Source organism: Streptomyces sp. CGMCC 4.7035, from assembly GCF_031583065.1.
GTDB classification, from domain to species: Bacteria; Actinomycetota; Actinomycetes; order Streptomycetales; family Streptomycetaceae; genus Streptomyces; species Streptomyces yaanensis.
Map to the genome: position 1 here is coordinate 3,124,360 of NZ_CP134053.1, position 21,260 is coordinate 3,145,619.

Annotated in this window: 19 protein-coding genes; 12 read left to right on the plus strand and 7 right to left on the minus strand. The window is 70.6% G+C overall.

The window, feature by feature from the left end:
- Window positions 1-93 precede the first annotated feature (93 nt).
- Window positions 94-1,107 (plus strand): bile acid:sodium symporter family protein, encoded by a 1,014-nt coding sequence (locus tag Q2K21_RS13235; protein WP_310770243.1) that lies wholly within the window; start codon window positions 94-96, stop codon window positions 1,105-1,107.
- Here the strand turns inward: Q2K21_RS13235 and Q2K21_RS13240 are convergent.
- Complete coding sequence (locus Q2K21_RS13240) at window positions 1,046-2,278, minus strand: hypothetical protein (RefSeq protein ID WP_310770245.1); 1,233 nt, start codon at window positions 2,276-2,278, stop codon at window positions 1,046-1,048. The genes Q2K21_RS13235 and Q2K21_RS13240 overlap by 62 nt on opposite strands.
- Before the next feature lie 291 nt (window positions 2,279-2,569).
- Here Q2K21_RS13240 and Q2K21_RS13245 point away from each other — a divergent pair, with 291 nt between their 5' ends.
- On the plus strand, window positions 2,570-3,508 hold the full coding sequence (locus Q2K21_RS13245) for a LysR family transcriptional regulator (protein ID WP_310770247.1): 939 nt from the start codon (window positions 2,570-2,572) through the stop codon (window positions 3,506-3,508).
- A 149-nt stretch (window positions 3,509-3,657) separates the two neighbouring features.
- On the opposite strand, the gene Q2K21_RS13250 is transcribed toward Q2K21_RS13245, so the two are convergent.
- The gene (locus tag Q2K21_RS13250) at window positions 3,658-4,575 is read right to left on the minus strand and encodes a quinone oxidoreductase family protein (protein ID WP_310770249.1); all 918 of its coding nucleotides are present in this window, start codon (window positions 4,573-4,575) and stop codon (window positions 3,658-3,660) included.
- A gap of 126 nt (window positions 4,576-4,701) precedes the next feature.
- Here Q2K21_RS13250 and Q2K21_RS13255 point away from each other — a divergent pair, with 126 nt between their 5' ends.
- Window positions 4,702-5,139, plus strand: coding sequence for a MarR family winged helix-turn-helix transcriptional regulator (locus Q2K21_RS13255; RefSeq protein ID WP_310770251.1), 438 nt, complete (start codon window positions 4,702-4,704; stop codon window positions 5,137-5,139).
- 19 nt (window positions 5,140-5,158) lie between these two features.
- Window positions 5,159-5,686 carry an isochorismatase family protein gene (locus Q2K21_RS13260; RefSeq protein WP_310770253.1) on the plus strand — a complete coding sequence of 176 codons (528 nt, stop codon included), beginning with the start codon at window positions 5,159-5,161 and terminating at the stop codon, window positions 5,684-5,686.
- Window positions 5,687-5,821: 135 nt separating this feature from the next.
- Here Q2K21_RS13260 and fdhD read toward each other — a convergent pair whose 3' ends face one another.
- Genes fdhD through Q2K21_RS13285 form a run of 5 tightly spaced genes read right to left on the minus strand, consistent with a single transcriptional unit; the run spans window position 5,822 to window position 12,291 of the window.
- Window positions 5,822-6,670 (minus strand): formate dehydrogenase accessory sulfurtransferase FdhD, encoded by an 849-nt coding sequence (gene fdhD / locus Q2K21_RS13265; RefSeq protein WP_310770255.1) that lies wholly within the window; start codon window positions 6,668-6,670, stop codon window positions 5,822-5,824.
- A gap of 7 nt (window positions 6,671-6,677) precedes the next feature.
- Window positions 6,678-7,538: a 2Fe-2S iron-sulfur cluster-binding protein gene (locus tag Q2K21_RS13270; RefSeq protein WP_310770257.1), complete on the minus strand. Its 861-nt coding sequence runs from the start codon at window positions 7,536-7,538 to the stop codon at window positions 6,678-6,680.
- 28 nt (window positions 7,539-7,566) lie between these two features.
- Window positions 7,567-9,399 (minus strand): NADH-ubiquinone oxidoreductase-F iron-sulfur binding region domain-containing protein, encoded by a 1,833-nt coding sequence (locus tag Q2K21_RS13275; protein WP_310770259.1) that lies wholly within the window; start codon window positions 9,397-9,399, stop codon window positions 7,567-7,569.
- A gap of 4 nt (window positions 9,400-9,403) precedes the next feature.
- Window positions 9,404-11,323: a molybdopterin oxidoreductase family protein gene (locus tag Q2K21_RS13280; RefSeq protein WP_310770261.1), complete on the minus strand. Its 1,920-nt coding sequence runs from the start codon at window positions 11,321-11,323 to the stop codon at window positions 9,404-9,406.
- Entirely contained in the window at window positions 11,320-12,291 is a 972-nt protein-coding gene (locus Q2K21_RS13285; protein WP_310770263.1) for a 2-dehydropantoate 2-reductase, read from the minus strand. The genes Q2K21_RS13280 and Q2K21_RS13285 overlap by 4 nt, the downstream gene beginning before the upstream one ends.
- A 247-nt stretch (window positions 12,292-12,538) precedes the next feature.
- Here Q2K21_RS13285 and Q2K21_RS13290 point away from each other — a divergent pair, with 247 nt between their 5' ends.
- From Q2K21_RS13290 to Q2K21_RS13325, 8 genes are all read left to right on the plus strand, one after another.
- The gene (locus tag Q2K21_RS13290) at window positions 12,539-13,870 is read left to right on the plus strand and encodes an OFA family MFS transporter (RefSeq protein WP_310770265.1); all 1,332 of its coding nucleotides are present in this window, start codon (window positions 12,539-12,541) and stop codon (window positions 13,868-13,870) included.
- Window positions 13,845-13,973, plus strand: a complete 129-nt coding sequence (locus tag Q2K21_RS13295) for an MFS transporter small subunit (RefSeq protein WP_310770267.1) — start codon at window positions 13,845-13,847, stop codon at window positions 13,971-13,973. Before Q2K21_RS13290 ends, Q2K21_RS13295 begins: the two co-directional genes overlap by 26 nt.
- Window positions 13,974-14,153: 180 nt before the next feature.
- A complete protein-coding gene (locus tag Q2K21_RS13300) occupies window positions 14,154-15,101 on the plus strand; it encodes a beta-ketoacyl-ACP synthase III (RefSeq protein WP_310770269.1) in 948 nt (315 codons plus the stop codon).
- Window positions 15,102-15,321: 220 nt separating this feature from the next.
- Window positions 15,322-15,999 (plus strand): GntR family transcriptional regulator, encoded by a 678-nt coding sequence (locus Q2K21_RS13305; RefSeq protein WP_310770271.1) that lies wholly within the window; start codon window positions 15,322-15,324, stop codon window positions 15,997-15,999.
- A gap of 296 nt (window positions 16,000-16,295) precedes the next feature.
- Window positions 16,296-17,477 (plus strand): ROK family transcriptional regulator, encoded by a 1,182-nt coding sequence (locus tag Q2K21_RS13310; RefSeq protein WP_310780910.1) that lies wholly within the window; start codon window positions 16,296-16,298, stop codon window positions 17,475-17,477.
- Window positions 17,478-17,653: 176 nt separating this feature from the next.
- Window positions 17,654-19,177 carry a sugar ABC transporter ATP-binding protein gene (locus Q2K21_RS13315; RefSeq protein WP_310770273.1) on the plus strand — a complete coding sequence of 508 codons (1,524 nt, stop codon included), beginning with the start codon at window positions 17,654-17,656 and terminating at the stop codon, window positions 19,175-19,177.
- Window positions 19,174-20,193, plus strand: a complete 1,020-nt coding sequence (locus tag Q2K21_RS13320) for an ABC transporter permease (protein WP_310770275.1) — start codon at window positions 19,174-19,176, stop codon at window positions 20,191-20,193. The genes Q2K21_RS13315 and Q2K21_RS13320 overlap by 4 nt, the downstream gene beginning before the upstream one ends.
- A gap of 17 nt (window positions 20,194-20,210) precedes the next feature.
- The gene (locus Q2K21_RS13325) at window positions 20,211-21,251 is read left to right on the plus strand and encodes a substrate-binding domain-containing protein (RefSeq protein ID WP_310770277.1); all 1,041 of its coding nucleotides are present in this window, start codon (window positions 20,211-20,213) and stop codon (window positions 21,249-21,251) included.
- Window positions 21,252-21,260: the final 9 nt, after the last annotated feature.

A 21,260-nucleotide genomic window follows, 5' to 3' on the forward strand; every position in this document is an offset into this window, starting at 1 on the left:
TCCGGACGTACAGCGACGACGTACGCCGAAGACGTACAGCGCAGTACAGCGAAGTGGTGGAGCACTGTGAAACGCCTGCGATGGCCGCGATGGATGCCCGTCGACCCCTACATCCTCCTGCTGCTGGGGACCGTGGGGCTCGCGGCCCTTCTTCCCGCGCGGGGCACGGCCGCCGATGTCGCGTCGGGCGCCTCCACGGCCGCGATCGCCTTCCTCTTCTTCCTGTACGGGGCCCGCCTCTCCACCCATGAGGCACTGGCCGGACTCAGGCACTGGCGGCTCCACGTGACCGTGCTGGCCTGCACGTTCGTGGTCTTCCCGCTGCTGGGCCTGGCCGTCCGCGGTCTGGTGCCGGTGTTCCTGACGCACAACCTCTACACCGGTCTCCTCTTCCTCACCCTCGTCCCCTCCACCATCCAGTCGTCGATCGCCTTCACCTCGATCGCCCGCGGCAACGTGCCCGCCGCGATCTGCGCGGGCTCCTTCTCCTCCCTGGCCGGCATCGTCATCACCCCGCTGCTCGCGGCGGCGCTGCTCGGCAACAGTGGCGGCGGCTTCTCCGCGGACTCACTCGTCAAGATCGTGCTGCAACTGCTGGTGCCCTTCGTCGCCGGACAGGTGCTGCGGCCCTGGATCGGCAGCTTCATCGCGCGGCACAAGAAGGTGCTCGGGCTCGTCGACCGCGGCTCGATCCTGCTGGTCGTCTACACCGCGTTCAGCGAGGGCATGGTCCAGGGCATCTGGCACCAGGTGAGCCCGCTCAGGCTCGGCGGCCTGCTCGTCGTCGAGGCGGCGCTGCTCGCGGTGATGCTCACCCTGACCTGGTACGGCGGCCGGGCCCTCGGCTTCGACCGGGAGGACCGGATCGCGATCCAGTTCGCCGGGTCCAAGAAGTCCCTCGCCTCCGGACTGCCCATGGCGTCCGTCCTGTTCGGCGCGCACGCCTCCCTCGCCGTGCTGCCGCTGATGCTCTTCCACCAGATGCAGCTCATGGTGTGCGCGGTGATCGCCAAGCGCCGTTCCCGCGACCCGGAGCGCCCGGAGGTCAGCCCGGGGCCAGCCGCAGGGTCACGAACCGCGGTCGGTACAGGGACACGTTCCGGCTGAGGTTCGCCTGCGCCGAGGCACCCGTCGCATCCAGCCAGTTGACGTCGTAGCTCAGTACGAGCCGGCCGTCGCCGCTCAGCGCCGGGTGCGCCTGCGGGTTGTATGCGGCCACCTCGCCCTGCGGCAGTGGCGGGCTGAAACTCCTCGTCGGACCGTGCCAGGGGCCGGTGGGCGCACACGCCCAGTACGACGTGACCGTGGTCAGGCCACGGGTACCGGCGGCCATGGTGAACAGCACGTACGTCCCCCCGTCCCGCACGACCGTGAAGGCGCTGCCGACACCGGTCCTTGGCCCGTCGCCCAGCACGGCCCTGGGCCGCGGCCGCGACGTCCACGCCGAGCCGTCCCAGTACTGCCAGTTTGCCGCCCGGTCGAGCCGGCCGCGCGGCACCCGTGCCACGTAGGCCCGCGAGGCGGGACGTGAGGCGGCCTGGGCGTCGTCGCCGCCGAACACATATGTCCACTCGCCGTCGGCCACCGCCGTCGTACCGAACAGCACCCGCCGCGAGGGGTCGGGGACCTGCTCCTGACCGAGGATCCGCACGACGCCCTCGACGCGCAGGTCGGGCAGGGAGAGCGTGGCCACCTCCGTCGCGGTGGGGACGCCGTAGATCCAGGGGTACGCGCCGGTCGTACGGGTCCACAGCAGGACGCGGACGACCTGCTCGGACGAACCGGGGGAGCGGGGCTCGACCCGGGCCGCCACCGGCCAGCGCCACTGGTTCGGTCCCGGGTCCGGGAACAGCGGCGCCGGCAGGGTGCTCAGCAACCGGCCCGCAGGCGACATCACGACCGCGGAGTTGCGCACCAGCGGCGCCGAGACGTCCCGCCAGGCGTAGGACTCGCCGACCGGGTTGGGCGGACCGTGCACCTGGCCGAGATACGTGTCCGAGAACAGCCACAGCAGCCGCCCGTCCGGCAGCCGCACCGAATGGGTGCCGTCGCCGCCGGTCCAGTCGTCGGTGCGCGTGGCGTCGTCGCCGTATCGCGTGAACTCGGTGTTCAGCGCGGTGTCGGCCGTCCAGGACGTGAGGGTGCGCTCGCCGCACGTGCCGCCGCTCTTCTGGTCGTGGTGCGGGAGGGCGGCGAACAGCACGGCCGCGCAGACCAGGGCCAGAACCAGACCAAGCCCGGTTCCGGCCCGCCGCCGTGCTCGTACGTCGTCGGGCACGCCCGGGACGTTAGTGGCTCCCGGGTTCCCGGTCCATGGGCGGGTCACGGGGCGGTGGCCCGCGTCGACGGGGTGTCGCAGGGGTGTCGCCTTTGCCGGTGCGCGGAGCGGTGTCCCGCCGTCCTGTGCCCCCGCACGGCGGCGACCGGCCTGTCGACTCCCCCGAGTGCCGGCGAGCCGGTCGGCCGCCAACCAGACGATCGCAGCGGGGCGTTGGCGGATCAAGGCCGAATTGGTGCACAATCCATCAGCCAGGCTCATCGATGCGGGGAGCACGGGGAGAGCAGCGGAGTGGACCTGACGGAGATCGAAACCTTCCTGGCGCTGTCGGAGGAACTGCACTTCGGACGCACCGCCGAACGCATGAGACTGTCCCAGTCCCGCGTCAGCCAGCTGATCCGGTCACTGGAACGACGCATCGGCGCACCGCTGTTCACCCGCACCAGCCGCCGGGTCGAGCTGACCCCGCTGGGCGAGCACACCCGCGGCACCCTCGGCGCCGCCCACGCAAGCCTCAGAAAGAGCTACGACGAGGCGTGCGCCATCGCACAGGGCATGGTCGGCACCCTGCGCGTCGGCTTCCTCGGCTGCCTCAACGGCCCGCCGCTGACCGACATGGTCGTCGCCTTCGGCCGTCGTCACCCGGCCTGCGACGTCACGGTGGCCGAGGTGCCCTGGCCCGACCCGTACGGGCCGCTGCGAACAGGCGAGATCGACGTCCTGTTCACGGTACTGCCGATCGACGAGCCGGATCTGAAGGTGGGCACCGTACTGGTGTCCCACGGCCGGGTGCTGGCCGTCGGCCGGGACCATCCGCTGGTGGAGCGGGAGGCGGTCGACATCGAGGACCTGGCGGACTGCGTCCTGCTCGACGGCCCCGCCGAACTGCCGGAGGCCCTACGACACGGCTTCTGCCCGCCGTTCACCCCGCGCGGCAGGCCGCTCAGCCGCGGGAACGGCGGACGGACCTACCAGGAGGCGCTCCACCGGGTCGCCACCGGCGAGTCGGTGTGGACGACCCATGAAGGACTGTTCCACGCGTACCGGCACCCCGGCGTAGTACACCGACCGCTCACCGGACTGCCTCCGGCCAACGGCGCCCTTGTCTGGCGCACGGACACCGAGAACGCCAAGGTGCGGGCCTTGACGGCACTGGGCGCGCGGATGGCCGCCGGTCGATCCGGGGACGCCACCAACCCCGGATTCGGGTCAGCGGAGGTCATCCTGTGAGAGGGGCGGGGCGGTCGGATTCGAACCGACGTCCTCCGAGATGATGTCGCGGCGCACTACCTCTGTGCTACGACCCCGCCTTGCCGATGATCGTAAGCCCCCAACTCCGCTGGTGGAAAGAAGTTTTCATAAGGGCGCCCACCGGGTCGTCAAGGCCGCAGCACCACCTTCCCGAGGTTGCTCCGCGACTCGATCGCCTCGTGGGCCTTCGCCGCGTCCTCAAGCGGGAACTCCGCGTGTACGGCGGGCCGCAGAGTGCCTTCCGTGAACAGGCGCCACAGCTCCTGCCGCCACCGTTCGTACAGCTCCGGCTTCCCGCGGGCGATCCGCGCCATCTGGAAGCCGATCACGGACTTCGCGCCCACCAGCAGGTCGTACGCCTGGATGGTGCCTCCGCCCGAGCTGTAGGCCACGAGCCGGCCGCCGGGTGCGAGCGCGGCCAGGGCCGGGGTGAGGAGCTCGCCGCCGACCGCGTCGAGGCAGTAGTCGACCGGCTCGCCCCAATCCGGGAAGTCGTACGTGACCACTTCGTCGGCGCCCAGCGCGCGTACGAACTCCGCCTTGCCGGGGTCGGACACGGCGCCGACGACGCGCGATGCGCCGCGTACCCGGGCCAGTTGCAGCGCGAGATGGCCGACGCCGCTCGCCGCCGCCGTGACCAGGACCGACTCGCCGGGCTCGGGGTGTGCCGCCGTCAGCGCGCCGAGCGCGACCAGGCCGCTGCGCACCAGCGCGACCGCGTCGACGGGTGAGGCGTCGTCGGGCAGGGGAGACGCCATGGCCTCGTGCAGGGGCGCGAAGTCGGCGTAACCGTGCCCGAAGCACAGGCCCGTCACACGGTCGCCGACCCGGAAACGCGTCACACCGTCGCCGACCGCCACCACCTCACCGGCGATCTCGCCGCCGAGCGCGATCGGCTCGGCGGCCTCGGTGACCTTGCGCACGACCGGAAGGGTGACGCCGACCGCCTCGCAGCGCACGAGGAGTTCACCGGGGCCCGCCTCGGGGACGGGGACCTCCTCCAGGAACAGGGGGCCGCCGGTGGACTCGTACCGGACGCGACGCATCGTACCTCCAGAGGTTGCCGGGGCCCCGTGGGACGTGGGGACCTCCGAACAAGTCGTTGGGAGTCCCAACGGTATCCGGACTCCCTTTCATTGGGAAGCCCAATGAATTTTCGTTATGCTGTGACCATGGCCGAACCTCCCCTCCTCGCGATCCGCTCCCTCCCCAGCTGGCTCCTCGGCCGTGCCGCCGCGCGGGGCCGCGCCCTGGTGGCGGACGCCCTGGCCGCCGAAGGCATGAAGATGTGGCACCACGTCGTACTCTCCGCCGTCCGTGACCTCGCCCCCGTCGCCCAGGCCGACCTCGGCCGCAGTGTCGGCCTCGACCCCAAGGACCTGGTCGGCATCCTCAACGACCTACAGGCCGCCGGCCACGTCGTGCGCGAGCCGGACCCGAAGGACCGCCGCAAGAACGCCGTGTCGCTCACGCCGGACGGCGCGAGGCTGCTGACGCGCTGCGAGCAGGCGGCCCGCGAGGCGAACGACGCGCTGCTCGCCCCTCTCCCGGCGGCAGACCGTGACCGGTTCATGGACCTGTTGATCCGGATTTCCGGTACGGAGAGCTGACTGGGGTTAACGTTCCGTCATGACCGCACCCCTCGCGCTCGATCCCGCGCGCACCGCCCTCGTGCTCGTCGACCTGATGGACCGCATCGTCGCCCTGCCCCTGGAGCCCCACAAGGGCACCGACGTCCTCGTCGCGGCAGAGCAGTTGGCGGGCGCGTTCCGCTCGGCCGGCGCACTCGTCGTCCTCATCCGCGTCGAACGCCCCGGCGTCCCCGAACAGCCGCCCGGCAGCCGGCTGGCGGCCGGCCTGCTCAGGGACGGCGACCTGGAGATCGTGAAGCGGACCATCGGCGGCTTCCTGGGCACGGGCCTGGACGAGCACCTGAGCGAACGCGGCATCACCACCCTGGTCTTCGGAGGCATCGCCACCAACCTGGGCGTCGAGTCCACCGCCCGCGCCGCCGCCGACCTCGGCTACAACCTCGTCTTCGTCGAGGACGCCATGGCAGCCCTCACCGCCGCCGAGCACGAGGCCTCGGTCAGGCTCGACTTCCCGCGGCTCGGGTCGGTCGTGGCCGCCCCGGACGTGCGCTTCACGACCGGCTGACCGGACACCTCCGTCACGACCGGTCGACCCCGTCGGTCGAAAAGGTCAGCCGAAAAGGTGTGCGGCGGGGCCCCTACGGCGCAGGGGGCGCTCCCCGCCGGTCGGGGCCCCGCCGCCGTGCCGCGGGCAAGCCGGTCAGCCCTGGGCGGCCGCGGCCCGCAGGGCGATGCGGTCCTCGCCCGCGTACACGTTCATGGAGCTGCCCCGCAGGAAGCCCACCAGGGTCAGGCCCGTCTCCGCGGCCAGGTCCACGGCCAGGGAGGACGGGGCCGAGACCGCGGCCAGCACCGGGATGCCCGCCATCACCGCCTTCTGCGCCAGCTCGAAAGAGGCGCGGCCCGAGACCAGCAGGATGGCGCGGGACAAGGGAAGGTCCCCGTTCTGCAGGGCGCGGCCGACCAGCTTGTCGACCGCGTTGTGCCGGCCCACGTCCTCGCGGACGTCGAGCAGCTCCCCGTCCTCGGCGAACAGAGCCGCCGCATGCAGCCCCCCGGTCCGGTCGAAGACCCGCTGAGCCGCGCGCAGCCGGTCGGGGAGGCTCGCGAGCAACTCGGGCGTCACCCGGACCGGGGGAGTGTCGGCGATGGGCCAGCGCGCCGTCGTACGGACCGCGTCCAGGCTCGCCTTGCCGCACAGGCCGCACGACGAGGTCGTGTACACGTTGCGCTCCAGCGTGATGTCGGGGACCGTCACGCCCGGCGCGGTCCTCACATCCACCACGTTGTACGTGTTCGAGCCGTCCACCGTGGCGCCCGCGCAGTACACGATGTTCTGCAGGTCGCTCTGCTGCGCCAGCACGCCCTCGCTGACCAGGAACCCGGCGGCGAGCGCGAAGTCGTCGCCCGGTGTGCGCATGGTGATCGCGAGCGGTTTGCCGTTGAGTCTGATCTCCAGGGGTTCCTCGGCGACGAGCGTGTCCGGGCGGGTGGAGACCGCCCCGTCCCGGATGCGGATCACCTTGCGTCGTTCCGTGACTCGTCCCATGTCCTGATCAGCCCCGGTTCTGTACGTGCTGGTAGCCGAAACGGCCCTTGATGCAGAGGTTGCCGTGGGTCACCGGGTTGTCGTGCGGAGAGGTGACCTTCACGATCTCATTGTCCTGCACGTGGAGCGTGAGATTGCAGCCCACTCCGCAGTACGCGCACACGGTCGTCGTCCGCGTCTGCGCCGCCTCGTTCCACGTACCCGCCGCACGCATGTCGAACTCCGACTTGAAGGACAGGGCCCCCGTGGGGCACACCTCGACACAGTTGCCGCAGTACACGCACGCCGAGTCGGTCAGCGGCGCGTCGTGCTCGACGGCGATCCGCGCGTCGAAACCACGCCCGGAGACCGAGATGGCGAAGGTGTTCTGCCACTGCTCGCCGCAGGCGTCCACGCACTTGTAGCAGAGGATGCACTTGTCGTAGGCGCGCACATACAGGTCGTTGTCGATCTTCGGTGATTCGTCGACGCGGGCGGCGTCCGGGCCGAAGCGGTCCGGCTTCGCCCCGTACTCCTTGATCCAGTCGGCGGCCTTCGGTGTCGTCGACAGGTCGACCGAGGAGGCCAGCAGCTCCAGGACGATCTTGCGGCTGTGGCGGGCGCGCTCGGTGTCCGTCCGCACCTCCATGCCCGGCTCGGCCCTGCGTGAACAGGCCGGGACGAGGGTCCTTGACCCCTCCACCTCCACGACACAGGCCCGGCAGGCGTTCTTCGGCGTGAGCGTGTCGCCCTGGCAGAGCGTCGGCACGTCCTTTCCGGAAGCCCGGCACGCGTCCAGGATCGTCGCGCCCTCGGGGACCCTCGCCTCCTCCCCGTCGACGGTGAACTCCACCATCCGGCGCGGCACCCCCAGCGGTACGGCGGTCATACGGCGGCTCCCGTGCGGCTCATCGCGGTCATTCGTACGCCCCCAAACGGTCGATGGCGGATTCCACGGCGTTCCACGCGGTCTGCCCCAGACCGCAGATCGATGCGTCCCGCATGGCCCGGCCCACCTCTCTGAGCAGGGCGATGTCGCCGGCGGCCGCCGCACCCGTGCGCTCCACGATCCGGTGCAGCGCCTCCTCCTGACGCACGGTCCCCACCCGGCACGGCACACACTGGCCGCAGGACTCGTCGCGGAAGAACTCCGCGATGCGCAGCAGGAGACGGGGGAGCGGGACCGTGTCGTCGAAGGCCATGACCACCCCCGAACCGAGCGTCGTGCCGGCCTCGCGGGTGCCTTCGAAGGTGAGCGGGATGTCCAGTTCGTCGGGGCGCACGAAGCCGCCGGCCGCCCCACCCAGCAGGACGGCGCGCAGCCGGTCACGCACCCCGGCCAGCACCAGCAGCTCGCCCAGCGTCGCACCGAACGGCAACTCGTAGACGCCCGGCCGGTCCACGCTCCCCGACACGCAGAACAGCTTCGGCCCGGTGGACCTCCCCGTGCCGATCGCCGCATACGCCTGCGCGCCCGTCGTCAGGATCGGCAGAACGTTGACCAGCGTCTCCACATTGTTCTCGACCGTGGGTTTGCCGAACAAACCCTTCTCCACAGGGAAGGGCGGCTTCGACCGCGGCTCCCCCCTGTACCCCTCTATGGAGTTGAACAGAGCCGTCTCCTCGCCGCAGATGTACGCGCCCGCGCCCCGGCGGATCTCGATGTCGAAGGCGTACCCCTGACCGAGAACGTCCTCGCCGAGCAGCCCACGCGCGCGTGCCTGCGCGACGGCGTGCTCCAGGCGGCGCAACGCCCGCGGGTACTCACCGCGCAGATACAGATAGCCCTGATGGGCGCCCGTCGCGTACGCCGCGATCGTCATCGCCTCCACCAACGCGAACGGATCGCCCTCCATGATCACGCGGTCCTTGAACGTGCCCGGCTCGGATTCGTCCGCATTGCACACCAGGTAGTGCGGATGGTCCGGCTGGGACGCCGTGGCCTGCCACTTGCGGCCGGTGGGGAAGGCGGCGCCACCGCGCCCGAGCAGGCCCGAGTCGGTGACCTCACGGATGACTCCGGCAGGACCGAGCTCGAAGGCCCGGCGCAGGGCCGTATAGCCGCCGTGGGCACGGTAGTCGTCCAGCGACGAGGGATCGACCACACCGACACGGCGAAGCAGCGTCAACGACGGATCCCCCGCCTGGGGAACCGCCATCGCCGCCGGCGGCTCCACGGGCGCCGAGTCCGGCGCGCTCGCCGCGAGGACCGCCCCCTCCACGGTCGCCGGCGCCGACACGGCCGTACGCACCGGATCCCCCGCCCTGACCGCGAGCGCCGCCGGGGCCCGCTCGCACAGGCCCAGGCAAGGGCCGCGCTCGACCGACACACCACTGCCGACCCCCAGCCGGGCCTCGATCCCCGCACACAGCTCGGACGCCCCCGCCGCCGTGCACGCCAAATCCGTGCACACATGCAGCACGGTCGCGGGCCGCGGCTTCACCGAGAACATCGCATAGAACGTGGCGACCCCGTACGCCTGTGCCGGCGGCACGGTCAGCCGCCGGCACAGATAGCCGAGGGCACCCTCACTGATCCAGCCGATCCGGTCGTTGAGAGCGTGCAGCCCCGGCAACAGCAGATCGCGGCGCTCCCGGGCCTCGCGCCCGCCACGGGCCCACCTCAGGTCCGCCGCCCTCATGTCATCGCGGGCCGCGCCCTCCCACGAGGACCGAGGAGGGCCGAGCAGGGCGTCCACGGCCGCCCGTTCCTCGTCCGTGGGTTTGCCGTCGCCGAAGTGCAGATCCACCACATCACCTCACGTAGGCCGGGGCCGGAAGCTTCTCGATCCGGATCGCCGACGCCTTGAACTCGGCCGTGCCGGCGATCGGGCAGTTGGCCTCGATCGTCAGCTGGTTGGTGTCCACCTCGTCGGGAAAGTGCATGGTCATGAAGGCGAGCCCGGGCCGCAGCGCGGTGTCGACCCACACCGGCGCCACCACCGACCCGCGCCGCGAGGTCACCCGGACCTCCTCGCCGACCACGACCCCGTACCGCTCGGCGTCCTCCGGGCACAGCTCGACGTACTCGCCACGCCGCAGAGGCGAGGCGAAACCACCGCTCTGCACCCCGGTGTTGTACGAGTCCAGCCGCCGCCCCGTCGTCAGCCGGATCGGGTACTCCTCGTCGGTCAGGTCGACGGGCGGGTCGTGCTGCACGATCCCGAACGGCGCCGGCCTCCCCCGCCTGACCGCGTCCGTCTCCCACAACCGCCCGTGCAGATACGTCGGTTCGAGCCCGTCCGTGCTCGGGCACGGCCACTGGATGCCCTGGTGCTCCTCCAGCCGCTCGTACGTCATCCCGTAGTGGTCCGGCGACACCGACCTCAGCTCGTTCCAGACGGCCTCGGCGTCCGCGTACTTCCACGCGTGGCCAAGCCGCGCCGCCAGGTCGCAGATGATGTCGATGTCCTCGCGCGCCTTGCCGGGCGGGGTCACGGCCCGGCGTACGCGCTGAACCCGCCGCTCACTGTTGGTCGTCGTGCCATCGGTCTCCGCCCACCCGGCGGTGGCGGGCAGCACGACGTCCGCCAGTTCCGCCGTCCTCGTGAGGAAGATGTCCTGCACGACGAGGAAGTCGAGCGCCTTCAGCCGTCGTACCGCCTGCTCGCTGTCCGCCTCCGACTGCGCCGGGTTCTCGCCGATGCAGTAGACCGCCTTGAGCGCGCCCTCCTCCATCGCCTCGAACATCTCCGTCAGGTTCAGCCCGTAGTGCGGCTGGATGACGGTGTCCCACGCGGACTCGAACCTGTGGCGCGCCTCGGGATCGAGGATGTCCTGGAAGCCGGGCAGGCGGTTGGGGATGGCACCCATGTCGCCGCCGCCCTGCACGTTGTTCTGCCCGCGCAGGGGCTGCAGCCCGGAGGCGTAGCGGCCCACGTGGCCGGTCAGCAGGGACAGGTTGATCAACGCGCGGACGTTGTCCGTGCCGTTGTGGTGCTCGGTGATACCGAGGGTCCAGCACAACTGGGCGCGCTCGGCGCGGGCGTAGGCGTGCGCCAGCTCCTTGATGGCGCGGGCCGGTACCCCCGTCACCTTCTCGGCGAGCGACAGCGTCCACGGCTCGACCAGCTTCCGGTACTCCTCGAAGCCGGACGTGGCCCGCTCGACGAACGCCTCGTTGACGAGGCCCGCGTGGATGATCTCGCGGCCGATCGCGTGCGCCATCGGGATGTCCGTGCCGACGTTCAGACCGAGCCAGCTCTCCGCCCACTCGGCCGTCGACGTGCGGCGCGGATCGACCGCGTACATCCGCGCCCCGTTCCTGATCCCCTTCAGCGCGTGCTGGAAGAAGATCGGGTGCGCGAAGCGGGCGTTGGAGCCCCACATCACGATGACGTCCGTGTGCTCGATCTCCTCGTACGACGACGTCCCGCCGCCCGAGCCGAAGGCCGCCGACAGACCCGCCACGCTCGGGGCGTGACAGGTGCGGTTGCAGGAGTCGACGTTGTTGGTGCCCATGACCACCCGGGCGAACTTCTGCGCCACATAGTTCATCTCGTTGGTCGCGCGGGCGCAGGAGAACATCCCGAACGCGCCGCGGGCCGCCCGAAGGCCCCGGGCGGCGCGGTCCAGCGCCTCGTCCCAACTCGCCTGCCGGAACGGTTCGTCGCGGGAGTCCCTGACGAGCGGGTGCGTGAGCCGGGTGTAGGTCTTCGGTTCGCGTTTCCTCATGCGGCGCTCCTCAGCGCGAGCAGGTCCGAGATGGCGTGGACGGTGCGCAGGGTGGGCACCTCCACGCCGGTGATCTCCGCCAACTCGACGACGGCCGCCAGGAGCACGTCGAGTTCGAGCGGTTTGCCGCGCTCCAGGTCCTGGAGCGTGGAGGTGCGGTGGTCGCCGACGCGTTCCGCGCCCGCGAGGCGCCGTTCGATGGAGACGCCGACCTCGCAGCCGAGTGCCTCGGCGACCGCGAGCGTCTCGCGCATCATGATCTCGATGACCTTGCGGGTGCCGCCGTGCAGGCACATCTGCCGCATGGTCGCCCGGGCCAGCGCGCTGATCGGGTTGAAGGAGATGTTGCCGAGCAGCTTGAGCCAGATGTCGTTGCGCAGGTCCGGCTCCACCGGACACTTCAGACCGCCGGCCCGCATGGCCTCGCTCAGCGCCAGACAGCGCGCCGAGACACTGCGATCGGGCTCGCCGATGGAGAACCGGGTGCCTTCGAGGTGGCGTACGACACCCGGGCCCTCCAGTTCGGTCGCCGCGTAGACGACGCATCCGATGGCCCGTTCGGGCGCGAGCACCGCACTGACCGCGCCGGACGGGTCCACACTTTCCACGCGGTGGCCGTCGTGGGGGCCGCCGTGCCGGTGGAAGTACCACCAGGGAATGCCGTTCTGGGCGGCCACGACCGCCGTGGTGCCGTGCAGGAGCGGCTCGATCAGCGGCCCGCACGCCGCGTACGAGTTGGCCTTCAGACCCAGGAACACATAGTCGACCGGGCCGATCTCGGCCGGGTCGTCGGTGGCGTGGGTGTGCGCGGTGAAGTCGCCGCGCGGGCTGAGCACCTGCACTCCGTGCCGCCTCATGGCCGCCAGATGCGGTCCACGGGCGACGAGGTGCACATCGGCGCCCGCGCGGTGGAGCGCGGCGCCGACGTAGGCGCCGATCGCACCGGCGCCGAGGACTGCGACTTTCACGGGAACACTCCGTTCGGTCGAGGGAGTACCGCGGAGGTGGAGGGGGCGAAGTCTGCCTAGGTGTGCCGAGGTGGCCGAAGCCTGTCGACGAAATATTGTCTACAGTATGGAACTTGGGTCGGCAAGGGTCCGCGCAGCACCGGCAACCGACCGGTACGACCGTTCGTCGCACACTGGATACCGCTCACCGCATACGGTCGACCCGACGGGTTCTCAACTCCCTTCTGTCTTCATACCGTTCGGGATCATGAGCCCTCCTGTCGCACCCCCGGGATGGAGCCGCTGGCTCGTCCCGCCCGCCGCTCTGTCCGTCCACCTCTCCATCGGCCAGGCCTACGCCTGGAGCGTGTTCAAGCCGCCCCTCGAATCCGCCCTGCACCTCAGCGGCACGCAGAGCGCGCTCCCCTTCCAGCTGGGCATCGTCATGCTCGGCCTGTCCGCCGCGTTCGGCGGCACGCTCGTGGAACGCAACGGGCCGCGCTGGGCGATGACCGTGGCCCTGGTCTGCTTCTCCTCCGGCTTCCTGCTCTCGGCGCTCGGCGCGGCGAGCGAGCAGTACTGGCTGATCGTCCTCGGCTACGGCTTCGTCGGCGGGATCGGCCTCGGCATCGGCTACATCTCACCCGTCTCCACACTCATCAAGTGGTTCCCGGACCGGCCCGGCATGGCCACCGGCATCGCCATCATGGGCTTCGGCGGCGGCGCGCTGATCGCCTCGCCCTGGTCGGCGCAGATGCTGCAGTCGTTCGGCTCCGACCACTCCGGGATCGCGCTCGCCTTCCTCGTGCACGGGCTGTCCTACGCCGTCTTCATGTCGCTCGGCGTGCTGCTGGTGCGGGTGCCGCGCACCGCGGACCGTGCGAGCACAGTGGCCGGACCGAGCGCCTTGGAAGGCGTGCAGGTCTCCGCCCGCAGCGCCGTACGCACCCCGCAGTTCTGGTGCCTGTGGATCGTGCTCTGCATGAACGTGACCGCCGGCATCGGAATCCTCGAGAAGGCCGCCCCGATGATCACGGACTTCTTCGCGGACACCTCCACCCCGGTGTCGGTGACCGCGGCCGCGGGCTTCGTCGCGCTGCTGTCGGCGGCGAACATGGCGGGCCGCATCGGCTGGTCGTCGACCTCCGACCTGATCGGGCGCAAGAACATCTACCGTCTCTATCTGGGCGTCGGCGCACTCATGTACCTGCTCATCGCGTCGTTCGGCGACTCGTCCAAGCCCCTGTTCATCCTGTGTGCGCTCGTGATCCTCTCCTTCTACGGCGGCGGCTTCGCGACCATCCCCGCCTACCTGAAGGATCTCTTCGGGGCGTACCAGGTCGGCGCGATCCACGGCCGGCTGCTCACCGCCTGGTCGACCGCCGGTGTCCTCGGCCCGCTGATCGTGAACTGGATCGCCGACCACCAGAAGGAGGCCGGCAAGCACGGGTCGTCCCTCTACGGCCTGTCCTTCATGATCATGATCGGGCTGCTCGTCATCGGGTTCATCGCCAACGAGCTCGTACGGCCCGTCCACCCCCGCCACCACATTCCCGCACCCGAGGAGGCCGCCGATGGCCGGCGAGAGCAGCCCGCCTGACCGACGCGCCCTGATCGCCCTCTCCTGGCTGTGGGTGGGCGCACCCCTGTGCTATGGACTCTACGAGCTCGTACTCAAGGCCAAGCAGCTCTTCACCGGATGAGGGGGAAAGGGTGGGGCCGGGGGCCGGGTCGCCCGTACGGGACATGCTCGGGCGTCCGAGGAGCTGAGGGAAGCCGACAAGACAGGCGCCCCATTCCTGTCGCTTCACGTGCCGTCGTACCGGTGAGTCACTGATCAGACTGGTGGATCCCGCTACCCAGGCAACGAGGGGGGACCACCCATGAACGGCTCACGCATCGCCGCCGTCGGCCACTACCAGCCCGCCAGGATTCTCACGAACGAGGACCTGGCGGGCATGGTCGACACCAGCGACGAGTGGATCAGAACCCGGGTGGGCATCCGCACGCGCCACATCGCCGGGCCCGACGAGCCCGTCGACGAGCTGGCCGCGCACGCCGCCGCCAAGGCGCTCGCGGCGGCGGGGCGGACGCCCGGCGACATCGACATGGTCCTCGTCGCCACCTCCACGGCCGTGGACCGCTCGCCGAACATGGCCGCCCGCGTCGCGGCCCGGCTCGGCATCCCGCAGGCCGCCGTGATGGACATCAACGTCGTCTGCGCCGGCTTCACGCACACCCTCGCCACCGCCGACCATGCCGTGCGCGCGGGTGCGGCCACACGGGTGCTCGTCATCGGCGCCGACAAAATGTCCGAGGTGACGGACTGGAGCGACCGTACGACGTGCGTGCTCGTCGGAGACGGCGCCGGGGCCGCCGTCGTCGAGGCGTGCTCCCCGGGTCAGGAGCCCGGCATCGGGCCCGTGCTGTGGGGTTCCGTGCCCGAGATGGGGCACGCCGTGCGCATCGAGGGCACGCCCGCGCGGTTCGCACAGGAGGGGCAGAGCGTGTACCGGTGGGCGACCACCCAGCTGCCGCCCATCGCGCGCCAGGTCTGCGAGCGGGCCCAGGTCGCACCCGAGGACCTCGCCGCGGTGGTGCTGCACCAGGCGAACCTGCGCATCATCGAGCCGCTCGCCCAGAAGATCGGCGCCGTGAACGCGGTCGTCGCCCGCGATGTCACCGAGTCCGGGAACACCTCGGCGGCGAGCATCCCGCTGGCGTTCTCGAAGCTCGTGGAACGTGGGGAGATCTCGACCGGCGACCCCGTGCTGCTCTTCGGGTTCGGCGGGAACCTGTCGTACGCGGGGCAGGTCGTCCGCTGCCCGTGACGGCGCCGTACGCGGTGAGGCCGCCTTCCCAAGCGGTGGTGTCACCTGCGGGAGGGGTGGTGCCGCCTGCGCGACAGGTGGTGTCACCTGCACGAAGGAGCGGTGTGACGAGGCCAACTCCCCCTGGCCCTGGCCCTTGTGCGCCGTAGACTGTAGACGAAAGACAATCCATACTGGCCTCTCGGCCGCCGCGCTGCCGTTGCTCTGGAGGGGGACCGCGATGTTGTCGACAGGACTGCCGCAGGGAGCGGTGCCCAAGCTGGAGCGGCCCGGCCCGCTGCGCGACCGGGTCTACGAGGCGCTGCTCGAACTCATCACCACGCGCGCCCTTCAGCCCGGCCAGCACCTCGTCGAGAGCGAACTGGCCGGGCACCTCGGGGTTTCCCGGCAGCCGGTGCGCGAGGCGCTGCAGCGGCTGAACACCGAGGGATGGGTCGATCTGCGGCCCGCCCAGGGCGCGTTCGTGCACGAGCCGACGGAGGCGGAGGCCGACCAGCTCCTCACGGTCCGTACGCTCCTGGAGGCCGAGGCCGCCCGACTCGCCGCGGCGAACGCGTCCAGCGCCGGTATCGCGGCGCTGGACGAGCTGTTGGCGCAGGGACTGCAGGCCGTCGCCGCCGACGACGTGGAGGCGGCCGTCACCCTGAACGCCCGCTTCCACGCGAAGATCATGGAACTGGCCGGCAACGCGGTGCTCGCGGAGCTCGCGGCGCAGGTCGACCGCCGGGTGCGCTGGTACTACACGCCGGTCGCCCGGCAGCGCGGACAGCAGTCCTGGATCGAGCACCGCGACCTGATCGCCGCGATCGCGGACCGTGACGAGGAGCGTGCCACGCAGCTCATGCGCGAGCACACGGAGCACACACGGCGGTCGTACCACGCGCGGGCGAAGTCCTGAACCCGCTTCCTGCCGGGGACACTCCGGCAGGCCTCGACCCCGAGTATCGCCACCGACACCGCGACCTGGGCGAGGAGTCCCGCGACGGCTGACGGGTGGACTCCGAGCAGCGCGATGGCCGGCGCCACGGGCTCACCTCTTTGTCCTGCGAGTGGAGAAAGTTCGCGGCAATCTGTGCACGGCTTCTTCCCAGGTTCGGCAGCCACTGCTACGTTCCCCTCGAAAGCAAGCCACGAATGCGGCCGGAAACCGGTGTGCACAAGCCGAATTGAGGCGGGGAGGGGCTCGTGAGACGTATGACGGCACGACCCGCCAACGCGCATCAGGCCCGACTGCTCAAGCTGTTGCGCGACGGGGGCCCGAACTCCCGTGCGCAGCTGGGCGACCAGGTCGACCTGTCACGGTCCAAACTGGCGGTTGAGGTCGACCGGCTCCTGGAGACGGGACTGGTCGTGGCCGACGGACTCGCCGCCTCGCGCGGCGGCCGACGCTCCCACAACATCCGGCTCGCCCCGAACCTGCGTTTCCTCGGCGTCGACATCGGCGCCACCTCGGTCGACGTCGCGGTCACCAACGCCGAACTGGAGGTGCTGGGGCACCTCAACCACCCCATGGACGTGCGAGAGGGCCCTGTCGCGGTCTTCGAACAAGTCCTCTCCATGGCCGCGAAGCTGAAGACCTCCGGCCTCGCGGAGGGCTTCGACGGCGCCGGCATCGGCGTCCCGGGCCCGGTCCGCTTCCCCGAGGGGGTCCCCGTGGCGCCCCCGATCATGCCGGGCTGGGACGGCTTCCCGGTGCGCGAGGCGCTCAGCCAGGAACTCGGCTGCCCGGTCATGGTCGACAACGACGTGAACCTGATGGCGATGGGGGAGCAGCACGCGGGCGTCGCGCGCTCCGTGGGCGACTTCCTCTGCATCAAGATCGGCACCGGCATCGGCTGCGGCATCGTCGTCGGCGGTGAGGTCCACCGCGGTACGACGGGCAGCGCAGGCGACATCGGGCACATCCAGGCCGTGGCCGACGGACGCCCCTGCGCCTGCGGCAACCGGGGCTGTCTGGAGGCCCACTTCAGCGGTGCCGCCCTCGCCCACGACGCGCTGGAAGCGGCCCAGCAGGGACGTTCGGCGGAGCTCGCCGCACGGCTGGAGACGAACGGCGGCCTCACCGCCGTCGACGTCGCCGCCGCGGCCGCAGCCGGCGACGCCACCTCGCTCGACCTCATCCGGGAGGGCGGCACCCGCACCGGCCAGGTCATCGCCGGCCTGGTCAGCTTCTTCAACCCGGGGCTCGTGGTGATCGGCGGCGGTGTGACCGGCCTCGGCCACACCCTGCTCGCCGCGATCCGCACCCAGGTCTACCGTCAGTCGTTGCCGCTCGCGACCGGCAATCTCCCCATCGTCCTGGGCGAGCTGGGCCCCACCGCCGGAATCATCGGCGCCGCCCGCCTCATCAGTGACCACCTCTTCTCACCCGCGTAAGCACCCGCCGAACTTCAGCTCAAGCATCAGCCGAACTTCAGCTCAAGCATCAGCCGAACTTCAGCTCAAGCATCAGCCGTATCACCACTCACCCAGCACAGCGCCTTGCTCTGCCCTGCCCGAAATCACGGGTTTTGCCCTGAAACCGGCCCGCACGCCCGCCGAGGGGAACCGTCATGGCACCAGAACCACCGCTGCTCAGCATGTCCGGCATCACCAAGTCGTTCCCCGGAGTCCGGGCCCTCGACGGCGTCGACCTCGACGTCCAGGCCGGTGAAGTGCACTGCCTGCTCGGCCAGAACGGGGCCGGGAAGTCCACCCTGATCAAGGTCCTGGCCGGCGCCCACCAGCCCGACGACGGGACCATCCGCTGGCGCGGCGAACCGGTCACCCTGCGCTCGCCGATCGCCGCCATGCGCCTCGGCATCGCCACCATCTACCAGGAACTCGACCTGGTGGAACACCTGTCGGTGGCCGAGAACGTCCACCTCGGTCATGAACCCACGACCGCCGGATTCGTGGTACGGGGAAAGGCTGCCCGTGCCTCGACCGCCCAGCTCCTGAGGCGACTCGGGCACCCGGAGATCGACCCGGCGCGCCTGGTCGGCGAGTTGTCGGCGGCCCAGCAGCAGATCGTCTCCATGGCACGGGCGCTCTCCCACGACGTACGGCTGATCGTGATGGATGAGCCGTCCGCCGCGCTCGACCCCGACGAGGTCGACAACCTCTTCCGGATCGTCGGCGATCTGACCGCCGACGGAGTAGCCGTCGTCTACATCTCGCACCGCCTGGAGGAGATCCGTCGCATCGGAGACCGCGTGACCGTGCTGAAGGACGGACGCGCGGTGGCGGGCGGGCTGCCCGCGAAGACGACCCCCACCCGCGAGGTCGTCGCGCTGATGACGGGACGGAACGTCGAGTACGTCTTCCCCGAGCGGCCGTCGGGGGGCCGCCGCGCGCAGGGACAGCCACTGCTGGAGGTTCGAGGACTCGCCCGGGACGGCGAGTTCGAGCCCCTCGACCTGGCGGTGCGCCCCGGGGAGATCGTCGGCCTCGCCGGGCTGGTCGGTTCGGGGCGCTCGGAGATCCTGGAGACCATCTACGGCGCCCGTAAGCCGAGCGCCGGCCAAGTACTCGTCGAAGGACGCCCGTTGCGGCCCGGCAGCGTGCGCGCCGCCGTCCGCGCCGGTCTCGGACTCGCCCCCGAGGAACGCAAGGCGCAGGCCCTGCTGATGCTGGAGTCCGTCACCCGAAATGTCTCGGTCTCCTCCATGTCCCGCTTCTCGCACGGCGGTTGGATCGACCAGGGCGCCGAACTGGGGGCGGCGCGCGCCGCGACCCGCGAGCTGTCGCTGCGCCCCGACAACCCGTCCGTGCCCGTGCGCACCCTCTCCGGCGGCAACCAGCAGAAGGCCGTCCTGGCCCGCTGGCTGCTGCGCGGCTGCCGCGTCCTGCTGCTCGACGAGCCCACCCGGGGCGTCGACGTCGGAGCCCGCGCCGAGTTGTACGCGGTCGTGCGGCGCCTCGCCGACGAGGGCCTCGCCGTGGTGCTGGTCTCCAGCGAGGTGCCCGAGGTGCTCGGCCTCGCCGACCGCGTGCTGGTGCTCCGCGAGGGCCGCGTCGTCCACACGGCGCCCGCCCAGGAGCTCGACGAACACCGCGTACTCGACCTCGTCATGGAAGGAAGCCCGGCGTCATGACGCAGCCCGTGTCCCCGCCGCGGGACGGCACCGACAAGGTGCCCTCGGTCGGTCAACTCCCCGCCTGGCGGGGGCTGATGGCCCGCACCGACGTCCGCACCCTCTCCCTCCTCGGCGTGCTCGCCGCGCTGATCCTCATCGGAGGGATCACCAAGCCCGACGAATTCCTCGACACCCGCAACCTCCAGCTCGTCCTCACCCAGGCCTCGGTGATCGGCGTCGTCACCGTCGGCATGACCTTCGTCATCACCTCCGGCGGCATCGACCTGTCCGTGGGCGCGATCGTCGCGCTCGCCTCGGTGTGGGCGACCACCGTCGCCACCCAGGAGTACGGCTTCGCCGGCATCCTCTTCACCGCGCTGATCGTCGGCGTCGGATGCGGCCTGGTCAACGGGCTGCTCATCGCCTACGGCGGGATGGTCCCCTTCATCGCCACGCTGGCCATGCTGGCCTCGGCGCGCGGGCTGGCGCTGCAGATCACCGACGGCAAGACGCAGATCGTCACCATCGGCAGCGTCCTCGACCTCGGCGAGCGCGACGCGTACGTGCTCGGCGTCCCGCCGCTCGTCATGGTCTTCGCGGTCGTCACGATCATCGGCTGGCTGATCCTCAACCGCACCACCTTCGGGCGCCGCACGGTCGCCGTCGGCGGAAACGCGGAGGCGGCCCGCCTCGCCGGCATCGACGTACGCCGTCAGCGGCTGTATCTGTACCTGCTGTCCGGGTTGTGCTGCGGCATCGCCGCCTTCCTGCTGATCGTCCTGTCCGGCTCGGGCCAGAACACCAACGGCAACCTCTACGAACTCGACGCCATCGCGGCCGCGATCATCGGCGGAACACTGCTCAGCGGGGGCCGCGGCACCATCACCGGCTCGGTGCTCGGCGTCCTGGTCTTCACCACGATCACCAACATCTTCGCCCTGAACAACCTGCAGAGCGACGTCCAGCAGATCGCCAAGGGCGCGATCATCGTCGCCGCCGTGCTGGTCCAGCGCCGTACCGCAAGCACGACCTGAGGAAAGGGTTCACCGACATGTCGCACCTCACCAGTCGCAGAGGACTGCTCTTCGGGGCCGCCGCCGTATCCACCGGTGCCCTCCTCGCTGGTTGCACGAGTAACGAGCCCAAGGACGAGAAGCCCGCGGCGAACGACCAGCCGGCCGCCGACGACAAGCCCGGCAAGCACGTCACCATCGGCTTCGCCGGTCCACAGGCCGACCATGGCTGGCTCAACGCCATCAACGACAACGCCAAGAGCCGCGCGAAGAAGTACGCGGACGTCACGCTGGAGATCACCGAGGGATCCAACGACACCGCCGCGCAGATCGGCCAGATAGAGACGCTGATCAACAAGAAGGTCGACGTGCTGGTGGTGCTGCCCGCCGACGGCAAGGCGCTCACCCAGGTCGGCCTCAAGGCGATGCGGGCCGGCATCCCCGTCGTCAACCTGGACCGGATATTCAACACCCCGCAGGCCTACCGCTGCTGGATCGGCGGCGACAACTACGGCATGGGCCTCAACGCCGGCCACTACATCGGCGAGAAGCTCAAGGGGAAGTCGAACGCCAAGGTCATCGAGCTCGCCGGCCTCGACAACCTGGAGCTGACCAAGCAGCGCACCCAGGGCTTCGACGACGCGCTGAAGAACTACCCCAACATCAAGAAGGTGGCCCGCCAGGCCGCCGACTTCACGGTCGAGTCCGGACAGGCCAAGATGGCCCAGCTCCTCCAGGCCCAGCCGAAGTTCGACGCCGTGTGGAACCACGACGACGACCAGGGCGTGGGTGCGCTACGGGCCATCGAGCAGGCCGGGCGGGACGGCTTCCTGATGGTCGGCGGCGCTGGTGCGCTGTCCGCGTTCCAGGCCATCAAGCAGGACAACGGCGTCCTGAAGGCGACCGTCCTCTACCCGCCGACCATGGCCGCCTCCGCGATCGACCTCGCCCGCGCCCTCGGTCAGGGCAAGGGCGTCGGCGGCCTTGCCGAGTACGAGATCCCGGCGTCGATCACGCTCTACTCGGCCGTCGTCGACAAGACCAACGTCGACCAGTACCTGCCCACCGGCTTCCGCTGAACCGTTCCG

Excerpts from the sequence above, each read along its gene's own strand:
- Q2K21_RS13280 (WP_310770261.1), bottom strand. The coding sequence starts at position 11,323 with ATGAGGAAACGCGAACCGAAGACCTACACCCGGCTCACGCACCCGCTC.
- Q2K21_RS13295 (WP_310770267.1), top strand. The coding sequence starts at position 13,845 with ATGGCCGGCGAGAGCAGCCCGCCTGACCGACGCGCCCTGATCGCCCTC.
- Q2K21_RS13315 (WP_310770273.1), top strand. The coding sequence starts at position 17,654 with ATGGCACCAGAACCACCGCTGCTCAGCATGTCCGGCATCACCAAGTCG.
- Q2K21_RS13255 (WP_310770251.1), top strand. The coding sequence starts at position 4,702 with ATGGCCGAACCTCCCCTCCTCGCGATCCGCTCCCTCCCCAGCTGGCTC.
- Q2K21_RS13250 (WP_310770249.1), bottom strand. The coding sequence starts at position 4,575 with ATGCGTCGCGTCCGGTACGAGTCCACCGGCGGCCCCCTGTTCCTGGAG.
- fdhD (WP_310770255.1), bottom strand. The coding sequence starts at position 6,670 with ATGGGACGAGTCACGGAACGACGCAAGGTGATCCGCATCCGGGACGGG.
- Q2K21_RS13300 (WP_310770269.1), top strand. The coding sequence starts at position 14,154 with ATGAACGGCTCACGCATCGCCGCCGTCGGCCACTACCAGCCCGCCAGG.
- Q2K21_RS13290 (WP_310770265.1), top strand. The coding sequence starts at position 12,539 with ATGAGCCCTCCTGTCGCACCCCCGGGATGGAGCCGCTGGCTCGTCCCG.
- Q2K21_RS13270 (WP_310770257.1), bottom strand. The coding sequence starts at position 7,538 with ATGACCGCCGTACCGCTGGGGGTGCCGCGCCGGATGGTGGAGTTCACC.
- Q2K21_RS13325 (WP_310770277.1), top strand. The coding sequence starts at position 20,211 with ATGTCGCACCTCACCAGTCGCAGAGGACTGCTCTTCGGGGCCGCCGCC.
- Q2K21_RS13235 (WP_310770243.1), top strand. The coding sequence starts at position 94 with ATGCCCGTCGACCCCTACATCCTCCTGCTGCTGGGGACCGTGGGGCTC.
- Q2K21_RS13305 (WP_310770271.1), top strand. The coding sequence starts at position 15,322 with ATGTTGTCGACAGGACTGCCGCAGGGAGCGGTGCCCAAGCTGGAGCGG.
- Q2K21_RS13310 (WP_310780910.1), top strand. The coding sequence starts at position 16,296 with ATGACGGCACGACCCGCCAACGCGCATCAGGCCCGACTGCTCAAGCTG.
- Q2K21_RS13260 (WP_310770253.1), top strand. The coding sequence starts at position 5,159 with ATGACCGCACCCCTCGCGCTCGATCCCGCGCGCACCGCCCTCGTGCTC.
- Q2K21_RS13320 (WP_310770275.1), top strand. The coding sequence starts at position 19,174 with ATGACGCAGCCCGTGTCCCCGCCGCGGGACGGCACCGACAAGGTGCCC.